The sequence below is a fragment of the Streptomyces sp. DSM 106670 genome (genome assembly GCF_055792845.1).
Map to the genome: position 1 here is coordinate 6,398,862 of NZ_CM147704.1, position 19,322 is coordinate 6,418,183.

The window sequence follows — 19,322 nt, forward strand, 5'->3', positions numbered from 1 at the left end:
AATTCGGCACCCGTGATCGTGCCATCATCGAGCATCGATCCACCAGTGGAGTCCGAGTTGGGAGGGCGCGTGGCGATGGAGGCCGGCCCTCGCGACACGGAGCAGCGCGACACAGAGCACGAGGTGCCGTCACAGCGGGAGACCGCGGGACGGCTGAGCCCGGACGGGCCCGACGAGCAGGACGTGACCCCCGAGGTCGAGGTCGAGCTGCGGCCCACCCGCAAGCTGCGGATCTGGCAGCTCGCGCCCATCGTCATGCTGGCCGCGGTCGGCTCGCTGATGTTCGCCTTCCCGCTCGCCTTCGAGTTCGGTGACGGCGGCGCGATCGTCGCCATGCTGGGTCTCCTGATCAGCTGCTGCGCGGCCGGCTGGGGCATGATGGCGGCCCGCCGCGTCGGCCACACCTGGCCGGGACTGCCCTCCCGCGGCTCGGGCGACCGCCCCGACTGGCGCGTGATCGCCCTGTACGCCGCGACCGGCGTCGCCCTGGTCGCCCTCGCCGTCTGGCGCGTGGCCCGGCTGCGCTGACGGCGTCGCGGCGCGGCCCGTACGACCGGGCCGCTCGTGCGGCTTGTCGGCGCCGCCTCGTACAGTTGGCCTGTGAGCACCTCGCAGATCGCCTTCCTCAAGGGTCACGGCACCGAGAACGACTTCGTGATCGTCCCGGACCCGGACAACGCCCTCACGCTGCCCGCCGCCGTCGTCGCCCGGCTCTGCGACCGCCGGGCCGGCATCGGCGGCGACGGTCTGCTGCACGTCGTGCGGTCCGCCGCGCACCCCGAGGCACGGGACATGGCGGAGACCGCCGAGTGGTTCATGGACTACCGCAACGCGGACGGCTCGATCGCCGAGATGTGCGGCAACGGCGTGCGTGTCTTCGCCCACCACCTCCAGCGCGCCGGCCTCGTCGAGGAGGGCGACCTCACCGTCGCCACCCGGGGCGGCCCCAAGCGGGTGCACCTCGCCAAGAACGGCGACATCACCGTCTCCATGGGGCGCGCCGTGCTGCCCGACGAGAGCGTCACGGTCACCGTCGGCGACCGCAGCTGGCCCGCCCGCAACGTCAACATGGGCAACCCCCACGCGGTCGCCTTCGTCGACGACCTCGACCACGCCGGTGACCTGCTCACCGCCCCGCCCATCAGCCCCGAGGCCGTCTACCCCGAAGGCGTCAACGTCGAATTCGTCGTCGACCGGGGCCCGCGCCACGTCGGGATGCGCGTCCACGAGCGGGGCTCCGGCGAGACCCGCTCCTGCGGCACCGGCGCCTGCGCGGTCGCCGTCGCCACCGCCCGCCGCGACGGCGCCGACCCCGCCGGGACCGGCCTCCCCGTGACGTATCGGGTGGATCTCCCCGGCGGCACCCTCGTCATCACCGAGCACCCCGACGGCTCGATCGACATGACCGGCCCCGCCGTGATCGTCGCCGAGGGCGTCATCGACGCGGCCTGGCTCGACACAGTCACCGGCTAGGGCCTGTCCAGCTCTTCCGACCGGCTCGAAGCAGCCACCCGGCCGGTTTCGCTCGAAACGGTGATCGGCCGGAGCTTCGCTCGAATGGGTGATCCGTTTCACGCTGGGCGAGAGCTGGACTGCGCCACGTGGTGGGCTCGATAGCATCAAGCACCGGCCCCGAGGCGCATCCAGCCCTCGCCCCGCCGGCCGAGTCGCCGGAGGTGCCCATGAGTGCAGAGGCCGCCGATCCGGGCGCTCCCCTTCGCAGGCGGAGCCGCCCCCGAATCGATCTGCGCAGACTGGGCCGGGTGGCACTGCGCGGCCCGGTCTCCCGCGACCGGCTGCCCGACGCCATCGGCCATGTCGCCGAGGCGCACCGCGCCCACCACCCCGACGCCGACCTGACCATCCTGCACCGGGCCTACGTCCTCGCGGAGTCCTCGCACCGCGGCCAGATGCGCAAGAGCGGCGAGCCGTACATCACGCACCCGCTGGCCGTCACCCTGATCCTCGCCGAGCTCGGCGCCGAGACCACCACCCTCACCGCCTCCCTCCTCCACGACACCGTCGAGGACACGGAAGTGACGCTCGATCAGGTGCGGGAGCAGTTCGGCGACGAGGTCTGCTACCTCGTCGACGGCGTCACCAAACTGGAGAAGGTCGACTACGGCGCCGCCGCCGAACCGGAGACCTTCCGCAAGATGCTCGTCGCCACCGGCAACGACGTCCGCGTCATGTCGATCAAGCTCGCGGACCGGCTGCACAACATGCGCACCCTCGGCGTGATGCGCCCCGAGAAGCAGGCCAGGATCGCCAAGGTCACCCGCGACGTCCTCATCCCGCTCGCCGAACGGCTCGGCGTGCAGGCGCTCAAGACCGAGCTGGAGGACCTGGTCTTCGCGATCCTGCACCCCGAGGAGTACGAGCACACCCGCGCCCTGATCGCCGCAGCGGCGGGCCCGGACGCCCCCCTCGACACCATCGCCGACAACGTACGGCACACCCTGCGCGACGCCGGTATCAGCGCCGAAGTCCTCATCAGGCCACGCCACTTCGTCTCCGTGCACCGGGTCCGCCGGAAACGCGGCGAACTGCGCGGCACCGACTTCGGCCGGCTGCTCGTCCTCGTAACGGAGGACGCCGACTGCTACGCCGTCCTCGGGGAACTGCACACCTGCTTCACCCCGGTGATCTCCGAGTTCAAGGACTTCATCGCCGCCCCCAAGTTCAACCTGTACCAGTCGCTGCACACCGCCGTCGTCGGCCCCGAGGGCGCGGTCGCCGAAGTCCTCATCCGTACGCACCGGATGCACAAGGTCGCCGAGGCGGGCGTCGTCGCGCTGGGCAACCCGTACGCCCAGGACCACGCGGCCGCCCAGCACGCCGAGCCGTCCGACGAGCGTGCCGACCCGACCCGGCCCGGCTGGCTCTCCCGGCTGCTGGACTGGCAGGAGTCCGCCACCGACCCCGACACCTTCTGGACCACCCTGCGCGACGACCTCGCCCAGGACCGCGAGATCACCGTGTTCCGCACGGACGGCGGCACCCTCGGGCTGCCGGCCGGGGCCAGCTGCGTCGACGCCGCCTACGCGCAGTACGGCGACCGGGCCCACACCTCCATCGGCGCCCGGGTCAACGGCCGCCTCGCCACCCTGAGCACCGTCCTCAGCGACGGCGACACCGTGCAGCTGCTGCTCGCCCAGGACACCGCGTCCGGCCCTTCGCCCGACTGGCTCGACCATGTGCGCACCCCCGCCGCCCGGATCGCGATCACCGGCTGGCTCACCGACCACCCCGACGAGGCGAAGCCCACCGGCTCGATGATGACGTCCGCGGACGCGGGCGCACCCGGCCCCGCCGACCCCGCCCCGGAGCGCGACGCCCAGGTCACCGCACCGGCGCGCACCCGCTCCGGCCCTCGCGCCACGGGTGTCGTCGTCGAGGGGGCGGGCGGTCCGGTGCGCCTGGCCGGCTGCTGTACGCCGGTGCCCCCCGACGAGCTGACCGGCTTCGTCGTCCGGGGCGGCGCGGTCACCGTGCACCGCCGTGAGTGTCCCGCCGTGGCCGCCATGCAGGAGATCGGCCGCGCCCCGGTCGGGGCCCGCTGGGCGGACGCCGAGGGCCGGGAGTCCGAAGCGGGGTGCCGGGTCACCCTCGTCGCCGAGTCCTTCGGCCGCCCCCGGCTCCTCGCCGACCTCACCGAGGCCATCGCCACCGCCGAGGCGGCGATCGTCTCCGCCACCGTGGAGCCGCCCAGCGAGCAGCGGGTCCGCCACACCTACACCCTCCAGCTCCCCGACGCGGCGGGTCTTCCCGCCCTGATGCGGGCCATGCGCGAGGTCGCCGGGGTCTACGACGTCAGCCGCGCCCAGCACCCGGCCCCGGCCAACTGAACGGTCAGGGGCGGCTGAACGGTCAGGGGCTGCTGAACGGTCCCGGCCGACCGAGCGGCCAGGGCCGACCGAGCGGTCACGGGCGGCCGAGCGGTCACGGTCCGGGCGTTCTCGTTCGGGTGGTGCGGCGCGCGGCTCCCCGGCCGGGCGGCGCCGCGCTGATAGCGGTAGTCCATGCCGCTCCTGACCCGCCGACTGCGCGCCGCCCTGCTGGCGACCGCCTCGGCCACCCTCGTCGCCGCCACCCTGCCCGCACCCGAGCCCCTGGGCATCGGCGACCGGCTCTTCCCCGAGCTGGGCAACCCCGGCTACGACGTCCTCGCGTACGACATCGCCCTCACGTACCACGGCAGCAACACCAAGCCCCTGGACGCCGTCACCAGGATCAAGGCCCGCACCACCGCCCCGCTCGACCGGATCAACCTCGACTTCGCCCGGGGCACCGTCCGGGGCGTCGAGGTCAACGGGCAGAGCGTCGACTTCGGCAGCAAGAACGAGGACCTCGTCCTCCAGGCCCCCCGCCGCCTCCCCGCGGGCGTACCGCTGAACATCACCGTCCGGCACACCAGCGACCCGAGCGGATCCGGCGACGACGGCGGCTGGGTCCGTACCGCCGACGGGTTGGCCATGGCCAACCAGGCCGACGCCGCCCACCGCGTCTTCCCCAGCAACGACCATCCCTCGGACAAGGCGTACTTCACCTTCCGGATCACCGCCCCCGAGAAGCTGACGGCGGTCGCGGGCGGCCTGCCCGTGGGGAAGACCCGGCACGGCTCCACGACCACCTGGACCTACCGCACCGAGCACCCCATGGCCACCGAGCTGGCCCAGGTCTCCATCGGCAGCTCCGCCGTCGCGCACCGCTCCGGACCGCACGGGCTGCCGGTGCGCGACGTCGTCCCGGCCGCCGACCGGAAGAAGCTGGAGCCCTGGCTGAAGAAGACCCCGGCCCATCTGACCTGGATGGAGGAGCAGGTCGGCCGCTACCCCTTCGAGACGTACGGGGTGCTCGTCGCCGACAGCCCCATCGGCTTCGCCCTGGAGACCCAGACGCTGTCCCTGTTCGGCAAGTCCTTCTTCACCGAGCCCGGCTACCCGGAGTGGTACGTCGAATCGGTGATGATCCACGAGCTGGCCCACCAGTGGTTCGGCGACAGCGTCTCGCCCGCGAGCTGGTCCGACCTGTGGCTCAACGAAGGACACGCCAGCTGGTACGAGGCCCGGTACGCCGAGGAGAACGGCGGCGGGACCCTGGAGCGGCGGATGCGACAGGCGTACGAGCTCTCCGACGGCTGGCGCGCGGACGGCGGCCCTCCGGCGCACCCGGACGGCCCGGCCCCGGGGCAGAAGCTCAGCCTGTTCCGCCCGGTCATGTACGACGGCAGCGCGCTGGTGCTCTACGCGCTGCGCCAGGAGATCGGCGAGGCCGCCTTCGACCGGCTGGAGCGCACCTGGGTCCGGGTGCACCGGGACTCCACGGCGACCACCGCGGACTTCACACGGCTCGCCTCCGGCATCGCGGGCCGTGATCTGACCGCCTTCTTCGACGGCTGGCTGTACGGGAAGAAGACCCCGCCGATGCCCGGACACCCGGACTGGAGCAGCGCGAAACCCGCGTGACGGGCCCGGTGGGGCCGTGCCACTATCGACGCGTCGGCGCGGCGGACCGCACCGGAGTTCCCGGAAGGGAATCATCCGGGAAGATCACACGTTGTGACTGGCGTAAAGACTTCTATCGACGTAAGGATCCAATGACCTCCTCTTCTTCCCTTCCCCAGGACGCGCAGGACGCGCAGAGCGCCACGGAGAACACCACCGAGAGCCTCACCGAGGCCCGCCGGGCCGACGCCCTGATGGAAGAGGACGTCGCCTGGAGCCACGAGATCGACGGAGCACGGGACGGCGAACAGCTGGACCGCTCCGAGCGTGCCGCGCTGCGCCGCGTGGCCGGTCTCTCCACGGAGCTCGAGGACGTCACCGAGGTCGAGTACCGCCAGCTGCGCCTGGAGCGCGTGGTGCTGGTGGGCGTCTGGACCTCGGGGACGGTGCACGACGCGGAGATCTCCCTCGCGGAGCTCGCCGCACTCGCCGAGACGGCGGGCGCCCAGGTGCTCGACGCGGTGTACCAGCGGCGCGACAAGCCCGACCCGGCCACCTACATCGGCTCGGGCAAGGCCCTGGAGCTGCGTGACATCGTGCTCGAATCCGGTGCCGACACCGTCGTCTGCGACGGTGAGCTGAGCCCCGGCCAGCTGATCCACCTGGAAGACGTCGTCAAGGTCAAGGTGGTCGACCGGACCGCCCTGATCCTCGACATCTTCGCCCAGCACGCCAAGTCCCGAGAGGGCAAGGCGCAGGTCTCGCTCGCGCAGATGCAGTACATGCTGCCCAGGCTGCGCGGCTGGGGTCAGTCGCTCTCCCGTCAGATGGGCGGCGGCGGTTCCAGCGGCGGTGGCGGCATGGCCACCCGTGGTCCCGGTGAGACCAAGATCGAGACGGACCGGCGACGGATCCGCGAGAAGATGGCGAAGATGCGCCGGGAGATCGCGGAGATGAAGACCGGCCGCGAGATCAAGCGGCAGGAGCGCAAGCGCAACAAGGTGCCCTCCGTCGCCATCGCCGGATACACCAACGCCGGAAAGTCCTCGCTGCTCAACCGCCTGACCGGGGCCGGAGTCCTGGTGGAGAACGCCCTGTTCGCCACCCTGGACCCGACCGTCCGCCGGGCCGAGACGCCGAGCGGCCGTATCTACACCCTGGCCGACACCGTCGGGTTCGTCCGGCATCTGCCGCACCACCTCGTCGAGGCGTTCCGCTCCACCATGGAGGAGGTCGGCGAGTCCGATCTCATCCTCCATGTGGTGGACGGCTCCCACCCGGTGCCGGAGGAGCAGCTCGCCGCGGTGCGCGAGGTCATCCGGGACGTCGGCGCGGTGAACGTACGAGAGATCGTCGTGATCAACAAGGCGGACGCGGCGGACCCCCTGGTCCTCCAGCGGCTGCTGCGCAACGAGAAGTACGCCATCGCGGTCTCGGCCAGGACCGGCGCCGGCATCGACGAGCTGCTCGCGCTCATCGACGCCGAGCTGCCCCGTCCCTCCGTCGAGATCGAGGTGCTCGTGCCGTACATCCAGGGGGCGCTGGTCTCCCGGGTGCACGCCGAGGGCGAGGTGCTCTCCGAGGAGCACACCGCCGAGGGCACCCTGCTCAAGGCCCAGGTCCATGAGGAGCTGGCCGCCGAGCTCGGGACCTTCGTTCCCGTCGCGCACTGACGGCGGCCCGCCCGCACGACAGCCGAAGGCCCGGCCCCCTCTCTTCCGGGAGAGGGGGCCGGGCCTTCGTCGTACGGTCGGCGTCCGGGACTACTGCCCGGCGAACTTGTCGCTCATCATCGTGAAGGTGCGCCGGGCGTCCTCACCGAGCTGCGGACCGGCCAGCCAGCCCGAAGTGACCGGGCCGATCGAGGTGTTGGACACCAGCATCGACTTCCCGTCAGGACCGGCGACGAACCAGCCGCCACCGGAGGAGCCGCCGGTCATCGTGCAGCCGATCCGGTACATGGTCGGGGTGCCCGGGGCGATCGAGAGCCGGCCGGGGCGGTCGACGCACTGGTGCATCAGCAGACCGTCGTACGGCGGACCGGCCGGGTAGCCCCAGGCGCCCATGCCGCTGATCTGCTGGACCTCCGGAGCGTCGAAGGAGACCGGCAGCGCGTTGCCCACCGTCTCCTCCAGCGACTTCGTGCCCTTCTCGGGCTTCACGTGCAGGATCGCGTAGTCGTACGGCGCGCCCGCACCGCCCGTCGGACCGCCGCCGGAGATCCACTCGCCGGAGGACGCGGCCCAGTCCGCCCAGTAGGTGCCGTAGGGGGCGATCTCCTGCGGCTGCGCGGTCCGCAGCTGCGCCGCGTTCTTGCCCTGGTCGTTGTACGAGGGCACGAAGACGATGTTGCGGTACCAGCCGCCGCCCGCGCCCGCGTGCACACAGTGTCCGGCGGTCCACACGAGGTTGGACCGGCCCGGGTTCTTCGGGTCCTTCACGACCGTGCCCGAGCACACCATGGAGCCCTTGGGGGAGTCGAAGAAGACCTTGCCGACCGGGGCGGCGTGCCGGTGGTACGGGGTCTTCTCCGGCTTGGCCCGCACCGGTGCGGGCTCCGGGTCGCTGACGTCCTGGCCCGCGGAGAGGTCACCGGCCGCCATCGTCTTGGCGGGCTCGTCGGCCGAGGCCATCCGGTCCGGCTCCCACAGGCCCTCGATGACCGGGTTGACGAAGTCCTCGGCCTTGCGGAGCCAGCCGTCCTTGTCCCAGTTCTTCCACCCCCCGTCCTTCCACTTCTCCGGGTCCACGCCGTGCTTCTCCAGGGCCTCGCCCAGATCACCGGGCAGACCGCCGGTGGGGCCCTTGCCGGCCGCCCCGTCGGAGGCGGACGGCTTCGCGGCGGAGGCGGCGTCCTCGTCCGGGCCGCAGGCCGTGGCCGTCAGTGTGAGCGCCGCGACGAGGCCGGTGGCGGCCAGCAGCGGACGTATCGATCGCATGGAAGAGATCCCCCTGAACAACTGAGTCGTACGGTGGCGCGCGGGCGCACGATGCGCGGAAGCGCGGTGGTGCGCGGGCGCGGTCGAGCATTCTGTCATGTGCTTGTCATGCCGAAGGTCGAGGTCGAACGCCGGGGCTGGGATGCCGGGCTCGGACGCCGGAGCCGGGCCCGGCCGGGCCGTGGCCCCCGGCAGACGACTGCCGGGGGCCACGGACGTACACAGGCCCGGACGGGCGGGTCCTACTGACCCGCGTACTTCTCACTCACCGCGCGGTAGACGCCCTCGGCCTCCTTGCCGAGCCGCGGACCGGCCAGCCAGCCCGCCGTGACCGGGCCGATCGAGGTGTTCGAGACCAGGGCGGGCTTGCCGTCCTGCCCCGCCGCCACCCAGCCGCCGCCGGAGGAGCCACCGGTCATCGTGCAGCCGATGCGGTACATCGTGGGCTGGTCCTGGAAGACGGAGAGCCGGCCCGGCTTGTCCTTGCACTGGAGCAGCTTCTGGCCGTCGTACGGCGGCGCGGCCGGGTAGCCGGTGGCCGTCATGTCGGTGATCTGCGGCACGGCCGGAGCGTTGAACTCCACCGGCAGCGCCGAACCGACCGTCTCCTCCAGCGACTTGCCGCCCGCACCCTTCTCCGGCGTCACGTGCAGCACCGCGAAGTCGTACGGCGCGCCCTGGCCGCCGACCGCGGCGCCCTGCTCGATCCACTGCTCGGAGGTCTGGGCCCACTGGCCCCACCACACGCCGTACGGAGCGATCTTCTCCTTGGGCGCGGTCTCCAGCTGGTCCAGCGACAGGCCGTCGTTGTTGTACGCCGGGACGAAGGCGATGTTGCGGTACCAGCCGCCCTTCTTGCCCGCGTGCACACAGTGCCCGGCGGTCCACACCATGTTGGACTTGCCGGGATTCGCCGGGTCCTTCACCACGGTCGCGGAACAGACCATCGAGCCCTGCGGGCCGTCGAAGAGCAGCTTCCCGGACTCCGGGGCGTTGTCGTGGTACGGCGTCGCGACACCGGCGGCCTGGACCGGGGCCGGCGTCGGGTCCGTCACACCGTCGTCGCCCGAGATGTCGTTGTCGACCGGGTTCTCCGGGGGCTTGTCGGCCTCCCGCATCCGGTCCGGGTCCCACAGACCGTCGATGATCGGGTTGACGAAGTCCTTGGCCTCACGCAGCCACTTGTCCTTGTCCCAGTTCTTCCACTCACCGTCCCGCCACTTGTCGGGGTCGATGCCGTGTTCCTTGAGACGGTTCTTGAGGTCGTCCGGAATCGTGACCTTGCCGTCGGAGGACTGTTCGGCGGAGGCGCTGGGCGTGGAGCCCGCGTTGTCCTCCTCCGGGCCGCACGCGGTGGCGGTGAGCGCCAGCACGGCGGCGACGGCGGTCGCGGCGAGCGCGGAGGAGGGCATGCGCCGTGCGCGCCTCCCGCGCCGTGCGGTATCGGTCGGGCGAATGGGTCGCATCTCGTGATCCCCCTGGGACTTCGTCACTCGGTACTCGTGCTGCATTGCGGACACTTCGGGCGCCGGAGCGGGTGCTTCCGCGCCGCTGTGCGGCCCCCACTATGCCGGTGCCGATGGTGACGGTACGCGGCAGGTCCGCGGTTCCGTCGCCGCGAGGATGTTCCGATTTACCCGTGATCCATCGCGGACGGCGTCGTTGGTACGTACGGGGGACACCAGGACAGCGTTCACGCCCTTGGTGCGTCCGCGCGAAAACGTACCGACGTGCAACGCAACTGTTACCGCAGGAGGATCAAGAGCCGTGTCCGTGACCGAACCCGCACCGGTGGCACCGCCCTCCGCGCACGAGGGGATCCTCCGCCGACAGTCCCTGCGCGAATCGGCGGCCCGCACCTACGCACGGTCCCTGCCGATCGTCCCGGTGCGCGCCCGCGGGCTCACCATCGAGGGCGCGGACGGACGGCGCTATCTGGACTGTCTGTCGGGAGCGGGCACCCTGGCGCTCGGGCACAACCACCCCGTCGTGCTCGAAGCCATCCGGAAGGTCATCGACTCCGGCGCCCCGCTGCACGTGCTGGACCTCGCCACCCCGGTCAAGGACGCCTTCACCACCGAGCTGTTCGCCACCCTGCCGCGGCAGTTCGCCGACAACGCCCGCATCCAGTTCTGCGGCCCCGCCGGCACGGACGCCGTCGAGGCCGCGTTCAAACTGGTCCGCGCCGCCACCGGCCGCACCGGCCTGCTCACCTTCACCGGCGCCTACCACGGCATGACCGCCGGCGCCCTGGAGGCCTCCGGCGGGGCCACCGACGTACGGGTCACCCGGCTGCCCTTCCCGCAGGACTACCGCTGCCCGTTCGGGACCGGCGGCGAGCAGGGCGCGGCGCTCGCCGCCCGCTGGACCGAACACCTCCTGGACGACCACAAGGGCGGAGTGCCGACCCCGGCCGGGATGATCGTGGAGCCGGTCCAGGGCGAGGGCGGCGTCAACCCCGCCCCGGACGCCTGGCTGCGCCGCATGCGCCGGATCACCGCGGACCGCTCCATCCCGCTCATCGCCGACGAGGTGCAGACCGGGGTCGGCAGGACCGGCGCGTTCTGGGCCGTCGAGCACAGCGGGATCGTGCCCGACGTCATGGTCCTCTCCAAGGCGATCGGCGGCTCCCTGCCCCTCGCGGTGATCGTCTACCGCGCTGAGCTGGATCTTTGGCAGCCGGGCGCGCACGCGGGTACGTTTCGTGGCAACCAGCTCGCCATGGCGGCGGGCGCGGCCACGCTCGCGTACGTCAGGGAGAATCAACTGGCGGACCGCGCGGCGGTCCTGGGGGCCCGGATGCTCGCCCGACTCAGGGAACTGAGGGCGCATCACCCGGGCATCGGTGACGTACGGGGGCGGGGACTGATGATCGGCCTGGAGCTGGTGGATCCCGAGCGCGCGCCCCTGCCCGCCGAAGCCGGCGACCCCGCCCCGGCCCCGCCGCCCGACCCGGCCCTCGCCCTCGCCGTCCAGCAGGAATGCCTGCGGCGCGGCCTCATCGTCGAACTGGGCGGCCGGCACGACGCCGTGGTCCGCCTCCTGCCGCCCCTCACCCTCACCGACGAGCAGGCGAGTGCCGTCGTCGACCGTCTCGCCGACGCGCTGGCAGCCGCGACACGCTCCCCGCACCGTCGGACCACCGCCGGGCCGACCACCTGAACCCGGAATCCCCACAAGGAAGAACGCCGTGAACCCCACCCCCGCGTCCGAGGCCGACGGCCCCGGTACCCCCCAGCTCCGAGGGCAGGACGGACCGGCCGCCCCCGGCACGGTCGAGGCGACGACGGTGCCCCGCCAGAAAACCTCCCACCACGGCGACCCGAACCTCCCCTCGTACGGGCCGGGTTCGGGCCCCGAACCGCGAGACGGCCAGGACCGGGACCGGGAGCCCGACGCGCTCGACGACCCGGACCCGGTGCGCGCCGCCGACGCGGCGGGCACGGAGAGCCTGCTGCGCTGCTGGACCCGGGAGACCGACCTGCCCCGCCCCGAAGGCGACACCCTGCGCATCGCCTTCCCCGCCAGCGGCACCGCCCTCCTCGTCCCCGTGCGCTACTGGTCCGCCACCGGAGCTCACCGCTTCGGCGCGCCCGTCCTGGAGAACGCCCCCGCCGACGCCCCGCCCGCCGACGCCGCCACCGTCGCCGTCCTCATCGGCCGCGAGGGCGGCGAGAGCGGCGCGGGCGATCTGGTCGGCCGGGTCGCCGACTCCGTACGCCACACCGCCGTCTTCATCGAGCAGCGCCGGCGCAGCCCCGCGGACCCCGCCGGGGCCGACCTCTTCCTCACCGCCGAACAGGCACTGCTGCTCGGCCACCCGCTCCACCCCACGCCCAAGAGCCGCGAAGGCCTCTCCGAATCGGAGGCCCGCCGCTATTCGCCCGAACTCCACGGCTCCTTCCCGCTCCACTGGTTCGCCGTCGACCGGTCGCTGACCGCCACCGACTCCGCCTGGACTGAGGGCGCTCCGGCCACCGCCGAGGAGCTGCTCGCCCCGTACGCCGAAGGGCTGACCCTGCCGCCGGGCACCGTCGCCGTCCCCGTACACCCCTGGCAGGCCGCCGATCTGCTCCACCGCCCCGGGGTCCAGGCCCTCGCCGCCACCGGCCTGCTCCACGACCTCGGCCCGCACGGCGAGCACTGGCACCCCACCTCCTCCATCCGCACCGTCCACCGGCCCGGCGCGCGGGTGATGCTCAAGCTCTCCCTCGGCGTGCGCATCACCAACTCCCGCCGCGAGAACCTCCGCAAGGAGCTGCACCGGGGCGTCGAGGTCCACCGCCTCCTGTCGACCGGACTCGCCGAGCAGTGGCAGCGGGAGCACCCCGGCTTCGACATCGTCCGCGACCCCGCCTGGCTCGCCGTCGACGACCCGGAGGGCGCACCGGTCACCGGGCTCGACGTGGTGCTCCGCCACAACCCCTTCGGCCCGGCCGACGACGCCGCCTGCATCGCGGGACTCACCGCCGAGCGCCCCCGGCCCGGCAGTCCCGGCCTGCGCTCCCGGCTCGCCGAGGCCGTCTCCCGGCTGGCCGCCCGCACCGGCCGCTCCACCACCGCCGTCTCCGCCGAATGGTTCCGGCGCTATCTGCACCACGTCGTGCGCCCCGTGCTCTGGCTCGACGCCCACGGCGGCGTCGCGCTCGAAGCCCACCAGCAGAACACCCTCGTGCTGCTCGACCCGGACGGCTGGCCCGTCGGCGGCCGCTACCGCGACAATCAGGGCTACTACTTCCGCGACTCCCGCCGCGCCGAGCTGGAACAGCGGCTTCCCGGCATCGGCACCGTCAGCGACACCTTCGTCTCCGACCCCGTCACCGACGAGCGGTTCGCCTACTACCTCGGCATCAACAACGTCCTCGGCCTGATCGGGGCGTTCGGGGCCCAGCGCCTGGCCGACGAACAGGAACTCCTCACCGTTCTGCGCCACTTCCTCACCGAGACCGCGGAACTGGGCTCGCCCCTGCCCGCGTATCTCCTTCAGAACCGCCAACTGCGCTGCAAGGCCAACCTGCTGACCCGGCTGCACGGCCTCGACGAGCTGGTCGGACCGGTCGACACCCAGTCCGTCTACGTCACCATCGCCAACCCGCTGCACAGCTGAGCACCCGCACCAGGCAGACTCCGAGCGCACCCGTTCCGGAGCAGCCCACCGACCGCACCCGGTCCAGAGAGGAGAGCGCCACCGTGCCTCCCGCCGACGCCTCAGCGGAACCCGATGCCTCAGCGGAACCCGATGCCTCAGCGGAACCCGACGCCGCCCCGGCCGACCCCGGCTCCGCCGAACGGTCCGGCGGCGGCGCGGGTGAGCGTGACGCCGTCGAGGACACCCTCGACCTGAAGCTCACCGAGGAGCTCCTCGCGCTGATCGCCGAGGAGCGGACCACCGGGGCGGACCGGGCCCGGGTTCCCCAGGAGCTGCTGGGCGACCCGGGGGCCTGGCCGCCCGCGGCCACGGCGGCGGGGGAGTTCGCGCTGCTGCCCGTCCGGCCGGAGCGCGATCTTCCCGTCCTCAGCCGCTGGATGAACGACCCCGCCGTGGCGGCCTTCTGGGAGCTCGCCGGACCGGAGTCCGTCACCGCCGACCACATCGGGCCCCAGCTCGAAGGGGACGGACGCAGCATCCCCTGCCTCGGCGTGCTCGACGGCACGCCCATGAGCTACTGGGAGATCTACCGCGCCGACCTCGACCCGCTGGCCCGCCACTACCCGGCCCGCCCGCACGACACCGGCATCCACCTCCTCATCGGGGGCGTGAACAACCGTGGCCGGGGCGTGGGCACCACCCTGATCCGCGCCGTCGCCGACCTCGTCCTGGACAACCTTCCGCGGTGCGGGCGGGTCGTCGCCGAGCCCGACCTGCGCAACACCCCGTCCGTATCCGCGTTCCTCAGCGCCGGTTTCCGCTTCTCCGCCGAAGTGGATCTCCCCGACAAACGCGCCGCGCTGATGATCCGCGACCGAACGTACCGAGACCAGCTGTGACTTACTCGCCGCACTTTCCACACCGCTCGAACCTCATAGGTTCCATCCGGAGGAGTCCCCGTGCCGACATATCCCGCGAGCCGTGATTCAGCCGAGTCCCCGCAGCTGTTCAGCCCTCCGGAGCTGGACCGGCAGATCTGGGACCGGGCCGCAGCACGGCTCCTCGCCAAGATGCTCGGCGAGTTCGCCTACGAGAAGATCATCGAGCCGGTCCCGGGGCCCGGGACCGACGGGCTCCACCGGCTGACCCTCGACGACGGGGGCGTGCTCGCCTTCACCGCCCGGCGCGGCGTCTACGGCAGCTGGCGCGTCGACCCCGACTCGATCGAGATCACCGCGCGGCCCCCGGCCGCCCGCACCGACGGCACACCGGCCGCCTCGCCCACCGACGCGCGGCCCAACGGCTCACCGGCCACCGCCGGATCCGTCGACGCACCGTCCAACGGTTCCGCCTCCGCCGCCGGACCCCGGCCGTTCCGCGACCCGCTGACGTTCCTCGCCCGGGCCCGCGAGCTCCTCGGACTCGACGGCACGACGCTCGGCCACCTCATCCGCGAGCTGACCCGGACCCTGTCCGCCGACGCCCGGCTCGACCACACCGCGCTCACCGCGGACCGGCTCGCCGCCCTGGACTACGCGGAGCTGGAGGGCCACCAGACCGGCCACCCCTGGCTGGTGGCGAGCAAGGGCCGGCTCGGCTTCTCCGCCGCCGACGCCGCCCGCTTCACCCCCGAGACCCGCAGCCCGCTCCGGCTGCCGTGGATCGCGGTCAGCACCCGCATCGCGCAGTACCGGGGCGTCGGCCGCCTCACCACCCCCGACCAGCTGTACGCCGGTGAGCTCGACGGGGACGTCCAGGACGCCTTCGCCGAAGAGCTGCGGAGCCGGGGACACGACCCGCGGGACTACCTCTACCTCCCCGTGCACCCGTGGCAGTGGGACGAGTGGATCGTGCCGCTCTTCGCCCCGGCCATCGCCGACGGCGACATCGTGGCCCTGCACACCGACGGCGACGCCCGCCTCCCGCAGCAGTCCATCCGCACCTTCGCCAACGTGGAACGGCCCGAGCGGCACACCGTCAAGCTCCCGCTCTCCATCCTCAACACCCTGGTCTGGCGCGGCCTGCCGACCGAGCGGACCCTCGCCGCGCCCGCCGTCACCGCCTGGGTCCAGGGGCTGTGCGAGGACGACCCGTTCCTGCGTGACACCTGCCGGGTCGTCCTCCTCGGCGAGGTCGCCTCCGTCGCCGTGGAACATCCGCTGTACGACCACCTCCCCGAAGCGCCCTACCAGTACAAGGAACTCCTCGGCGCGATCTGGCGGGAGCCCCTGCCGCCCCGCCTCGCCCCGGGCGAACGCGCCCGCACGCTCGCCTCCCTCCTTCATACGGACCCGGCGGGCCGCGCGTTCACCGCCGAGCTGGTCGAACGCTCCGGCCTCTCCCCGGAGACCTGGCTGAAGCGGCTCTTCGCCGCGCTCCTGCCGCCCCTGCTGCACTTCCTCTACCGCTACGGCACCGTCTTCTCCCCGCACGGCGAGAACGCCATCGTCGTGTTCGACGAGAACGACGTGCCCGTACGGCTCGCGATCAAGGACTTCGTCGACGACGTCAACATCAGTGCCCGTTCGCTGCCGGAGCACGACGCCATGCCCGAGGAGGTGCGCGCCGTCCTCCTCACCGAGGAGCCGTCCTTCCTCACCCAGTTCATCCACTCCGGACTCTTCGTGGGCGTCTTCCGCTATCTGTCCCCGCTGTGCGAGGAGCAGCTCGGCGTCCCCGAGGACACCTTCTGGTCACTCGTCCGGGCGGAGATCGTGCGCCACCACGCGCGCTTCCCGGAGCTGAAGGAGCGGTTCGAGCTGTTCGACATGCTCACTCCGGAGATCGAACGGCTCTGTCTGAACCGCAACCGCCTGCATGTCGACGGCTACCGGGACCGGGCCAGCCGCCCGCACGCGGCGATCCACGGCACGGTCCCCAACCCGTTGCACCCCTCCGCCCGGGTCCGGGAGTGACCGCCGTTGTCAGTGGTGCGCCGTAGGGTGGTCGGGCTATGACGAAGCCATCCCTCCCCGAGCTCCTGCACGCCGCCGTCACCGCCGTCGGCGGTACGGAACGGCCCGGCCAGGTCACCATGGCCGAAGCCGTCGCCGAGGCCGTCGACGACCAATCCCACCTGCTCGTCCAGGCCGGCACCGGTACGGGCAAGTCGCTCGGCTATCTGGTGCCGGCCCTGGCGCACGGGGAGCGGGTCGTCGTGGCCACGGCCACCCTCGCCCTCCAGCGCCAGCTCGTGGAGCGCGATCTTCCGCGTACGGTCGACTCGCTGCATCCGCTGCTGCGCCGGCGCCCGCAGTTCGCCATGCTCAAGGGCCGGTCGAACTACCTCTGTCTGCACCGGCTCCACGAAGGGGTTCCGCAGGACGAGGAGGAGGGGCTCTTCGACCAGTTCGAGGCGGCGGCCCCGTCCAGCAAGCTGGGGCAGGACCTGCTGCGGCTGCGGGACTGGTCGGACGAGACGGAGACCGGCGACCGGGACGATCTGACCCCCGGCGTCTCGGACCGGGCCTGGGCGCAGATCTCGGTCTCCTCGCGCGAGTGCCTGGGCGCGATGAAGTGCGCGTACGGCGCGGAGTGCTTCGCCGAGGCGGCCCGCGAGCGCGCGAAGCTCGCGGACGTGGTCGTCACCAACCACGCGCTGCTCGCGATCGACGCCATCGAGGGCGCGCCGGTGCTGCCCTCGCACGAGGTGCTGATCGTCGACGAGGCCCATGAGCTGGTCTCCCGGGTCACCGGCGTCGCCACCGGCGAGCTCACCCCGGCCCAGGTCAACCGCGCGGTCCGGCGGGCGGCGAAGCTGGTCAACGAGAAGGCCGCCGACGCCCTCCAGACCGCGGCGGAGGGCTTCGAGCGGGTCATGGAGCTGGCGCTGCCCGGACGGCTCGAAGAGGTGCCCGAGGACCTCGGATACGCGCTGATGGCGCTGCGCGACGCGGCACGCACGGTGATCTCCGCGATCGGCGCCACCCGGGACAAGTCGGTCGAGGACGAGAACGCCGTACGCAAGCAGGCCCTGGCCTCGGTCGAGACGATCCACGGCGTTGCCGAGCGCATCACCCAGGGCTCCGAGTACGACGTCGTCTGGTACGAGCAGCACGACCGGTTCGGAGCCTCCGTCCGGGTCGCCCCGCTCTCCGTCTCCGGGCTGCTGCGCGAGAAGCTCTTCGCCGAGCGGTCCGTGGTGCTGACCTCGGCCACCCTCAAGCTCGGCGGGGACTTCAACGGCGTGGGCGCGTCCCTCGGGCTGGCCCCCGAGGGCACGGCGGGCGAGGACGTCCCGCAGTGGAAGGGGCTGGACGTCGGCTCCCCGTTCGACTATCCGAAGCAGGGCATCCTCTATGTCGCCCGGCACCTCAACACCCCGGGGCGCGAGGGATCGCGTACGGACATGCTGGACGAGCTCGCCGAGCTGGTGGAGGCGGCAGGCGGCCGCACGCTCGGGCTGTTCTCCTCGATGCGGGGGGCCAAGGCGGCCGCCGAGGAGCTGCGGGGACGCATGGACCGGCCGATCCTGCTCCAGGGCGAGGAGACGCTCGGCGAGCTGATCAAGAACTTCGCGGCCGACCCGGAGACCTGCCTCTTCGGCACCCTGTCGCTCTGGCAGGGCGTCGACGTCCCGGGGCCGAGCTGTCAGCTGGTGGTGATGGACCGGATCCCGTTCCCCCGGCCCGACGATCCGCTGATGAGCGCCCGGCAGAAGGCGGTCGAGGAGGCCGGCGGCAACGGCTTCATGGCGGTGGCGGCGACGCATGCCGCTCTGCTGATGGCCCAGGGCGCGGGCCGGCTGGTCCGGGCCACAGGCGACAAGGGCGTCGTCGCCGTGCTGGACCCGAGGCTGGCCAACGCGCGGTACGGAAGCTATCTGCGCGCCTCGCTGCCGGACTTCTGGTACACCACGGACCGGAACCAGGCGCGCCGCTCACTGGCCGCCATCGACGCCAAGGCCAAGGCGGACGGGGCGTAGACGGCAGGGGGTCCCGGGGCAAGGCAAAGCCCCGGGACCGACGTCATGATCGACGTCCTAGGCAGAGATCCCGGGGCGGACGAGCCGTGACCGACGCTTCCGTCTCCTCAGACGCGGCGCAGCACCGCCACCACCTTGCCCAGGATGGTCGCCTCGTCGCCGGGGATCGGCTGGTACGCGGCGTTGTGAGGGAGCAGCCATACGTGACCGTCCTCCCGGCGGAAGCGCTTGACCGTCGCCTCGCCGTCGAGCATGGCGGCGACGATGTCACCGTTCTCCGCGACGGGCTGGCGGCGGACGGTGACCCAGTCGCCGTCACAGATCGCGGCCTCGATCATCGAGTCGCCGACGACCTTCAGGACGAACAGCTCACCGTCGCCGACGAGCTGGCGGGGGAGCGGGAAGACGTCCTCGACGGACTCCTCCGCGAGGATCGGGCCACCGGCGGCGATCCGGCCCACCAGCGGCACATAGGACGCGGCGGGCTTGCCCGTGGTGTCGGTCGGCTGGGTGCTGGGCTGGTCGGAGCCGCGCACCTCGTAGGCGCGGGGCCGGTGCGGGTCCCGGCGCAGGAAGCCCTTGCGCTCCAGCGCCATCAGCTGATGGGCGACGGACGAGGTGCTGGACAGGCCCACCGCCTGACCGATCTCCCGCATGGAGGGCGGGTACCCTCGCCGCTGCACGGAGTCGCGGATGACCTCGATGACCCGCCGCTGCCGGTCGGTGAGTCCCGAGCTGTCCGCCCGGATGCCGGGAGGCCTGCCGGGCATGGATCGTCCCGGGCGTGCGGGCTCGGGCCCGTCCGTGTTCGTGACTGAGTCATTCATGGCATGCACCGGCTCAAGTCGGCTCTGGGAGCGATGGTCCCGGGCGGTGATGGTGGCACTGTCTGCGGTGGTGGTCACGTCGGCCCCTCTCGAATG

General features: G+C 72.4%; 13 protein-coding genes. 10 read left to right on the forward strand and 3 right to left on the reverse strand.

Annotated elements, in window-relative coordinates; genetic code table 11:
* Positions 1–75: 75 nt before the first annotated feature.
* The 5 genes from ACSMXR_RS28460 to hflX all read left to right on the forward strand — a co-directional run bounded on the left by ACSMXR_RS28460 (position 76) and on the right by hflX (position 7,120).
* On the forward strand, positions 76–528 hold the full coding sequence (locus tag ACSMXR_RS28460) for a hypothetical protein (RefSeq protein WP_030080151.1): 453 nt from the start codon (positions 76–78) through the stop codon (positions 526–528).
* Positions 529–600: 72 nt separating this feature from the next.
* Positions 601–1,473, forward strand: coding sequence for a diaminopimelate epimerase (gene dapF, locus ACSMXR_RS28465; protein ID WP_473170185.1), 873 nt, complete (start codon positions 601–603; stop codon positions 1,471–1,473).
* 209 nt (positions 1,474–1,682) lie between these two features.
* Positions 1,683–3,848, forward strand: coding sequence for a RelA/SpoT family protein (locus ACSMXR_RS28470; protein ID WP_473170186.1), 2,166 nt, complete (start codon positions 1,683–1,685; stop codon positions 3,846–3,848).
* Positions 3,849–4,022: 174 nt separating this feature from the next.
* Entirely contained in the window at positions 4,023–5,468 is a 1,446-nt protein-coding gene (locus ACSMXR_RS28475; protein WP_473170187.1) for a M1 family metallopeptidase, read from the forward strand.
* A 131-nt stretch (positions 5,469–5,599) separates the two neighbouring features.
* Positions 5,600–7,120 (forward strand): GTPase HflX, encoded by a 1,521-nt coding sequence (gene hflX, locus ACSMXR_RS28480; protein ID WP_103512823.1) that lies wholly within the window; start codon positions 5,600–5,602, stop codon positions 7,118–7,120.
* Between the two features lie 90 nt (positions 7,121–7,210).
* Here the strand turns inward: hflX and ACSMXR_RS28485 are convergent, their stop codons facing one another.
* Positions 7,211–8,386: a trypsin-like serine peptidase gene (locus ACSMXR_RS28485; protein WP_473170188.1), complete on the reverse strand. Its 1,176-nt coding sequence runs from the start codon at positions 8,384–8,386 to the stop codon at positions 7,211–7,213.
* A 242-nt stretch (positions 8,387–8,628) separates the two neighbouring features.
* Positions 8,629–9,798: a trypsin-like serine peptidase gene (locus tag ACSMXR_RS28490; protein WP_218524511.1), complete on the reverse strand. Its 1,170-nt coding sequence runs from the start codon at positions 9,796–9,798 to the stop codon at positions 8,629–8,631.
* Between the two features lie 355 nt (positions 9,799–10,153).
* On the opposite strand from ACSMXR_RS28490, the gene ACSMXR_RS28495 reads away from it, so the two are divergent.
* The 5 genes from ACSMXR_RS28495 to ACSMXR_RS28515 all read left to right on the forward strand — a co-directional run bounded on the left by ACSMXR_RS28495 (position 10,154) and on the right by ACSMXR_RS28515 (position 18,399).
* Positions 10,154–11,548 carry a diaminobutyrate--2-oxoglutarate transaminase family protein gene (locus ACSMXR_RS28495; RefSeq protein ID WP_137230112.1) on the forward strand — a complete coding sequence of 465 codons (1,395 nt, stop codon included), beginning with the start codon at positions 10,154–10,156 and terminating at the stop codon, positions 11,546–11,548.
* 28 nt (positions 11,549–11,576) lie between these two features.
* Positions 11,577–13,493, forward strand: coding sequence for an IucA/IucC family protein (locus tag ACSMXR_RS28500; protein WP_364890994.1), 1,917 nt, complete (start codon positions 11,577–11,579; stop codon positions 13,491–13,493).
* An 83-nt stretch (positions 13,494–13,576) separates the two neighbouring features.
* Positions 13,577–14,374: a GNAT family N-acetyltransferase gene (locus ACSMXR_RS28505; RefSeq protein WP_473170189.1), complete on the forward strand. Its 798-nt coding sequence runs from the start codon at positions 13,577–13,579 to the stop codon at positions 14,372–14,374.
* Positions 14,375–14,434: 60 nt separating this feature from the next.
* A complete protein-coding gene (locus ACSMXR_RS28510; RefSeq protein ID WP_473170190.1) occupies positions 14,435–16,390 on the forward strand; it encodes an IucA/IucC family protein in 1,956 nt (651 codons plus the stop codon).
* 38 nt (positions 16,391–16,428) lie between these two features.
* Entirely contained in the window at positions 16,429–18,399 is a 1,971-nt protein-coding gene (locus ACSMXR_RS28515) for an ATP-dependent DNA helicase (RefSeq protein ID WP_473170191.1), read from the forward strand.
* Positions 18,400–18,506: 107 nt separating this feature from the next.
* Here the strand turns inward: ACSMXR_RS28515 and lexA are convergent, their stop codons facing one another.
* A complete protein-coding gene (lexA, locus tag ACSMXR_RS28520; RefSeq protein ID WP_010072358.1) occupies positions 18,507–19,304 on the reverse strand; it encodes a transcriptional repressor LexA in 798 nt (265 codons plus the stop codon).
* Positions 19,305–19,322 lie beyond the last annotated feature (18 nt).

Excerpts from the sequence above, each read along its gene's own strand:
- ACSMXR_RS28460 (WP_030080151.1), top strand. The coding sequence starts at position 76 with ATGGAGGCCGGCCCTCGCGACACGGAGCAGCGCGACACAGAGCACGAG.
- ACSMXR_RS28470 (WP_473170186.1), top strand. The coding sequence starts at position 1,683 with ATGAGTGCAGAGGCCGCCGATCCGGGCGCTCCCCTTCGCAGGCGGAGC.
- ACSMXR_RS28475 (WP_473170187.1), top strand. The coding sequence starts at position 4,023 with ATGCCGCTCCTGACCCGCCGACTGCGCGCCGCCCTGCTGGCGACCGCC.
- hflX (WP_103512823.1), top strand. The coding sequence starts at position 5,600 with ATGACCTCCTCTTCTTCCCTTCCCCAGGACGCGCAGGACGCGCAGAGC.
- ACSMXR_RS28485 (WP_473170188.1), bottom strand. The coding sequence starts at position 8,386 with ATGCGATCGATACGTCCGCTGCTGGCCGCCACCGGCCTCGTCGCGGCG.
- ACSMXR_RS28490 (WP_218524511.1), bottom strand. The coding sequence starts at position 9,798 with ATGCCCTCCTCCGCGCTCGCCGCGACCGCCGTCGCCGCCGTGCTGGCG.
- ACSMXR_RS28515 (WP_473170191.1), top strand. The coding sequence starts at position 16,429 with ATGACGAAGCCATCCCTCCCCGAGCTCCTGCACGCCGCCGTCACCGCC.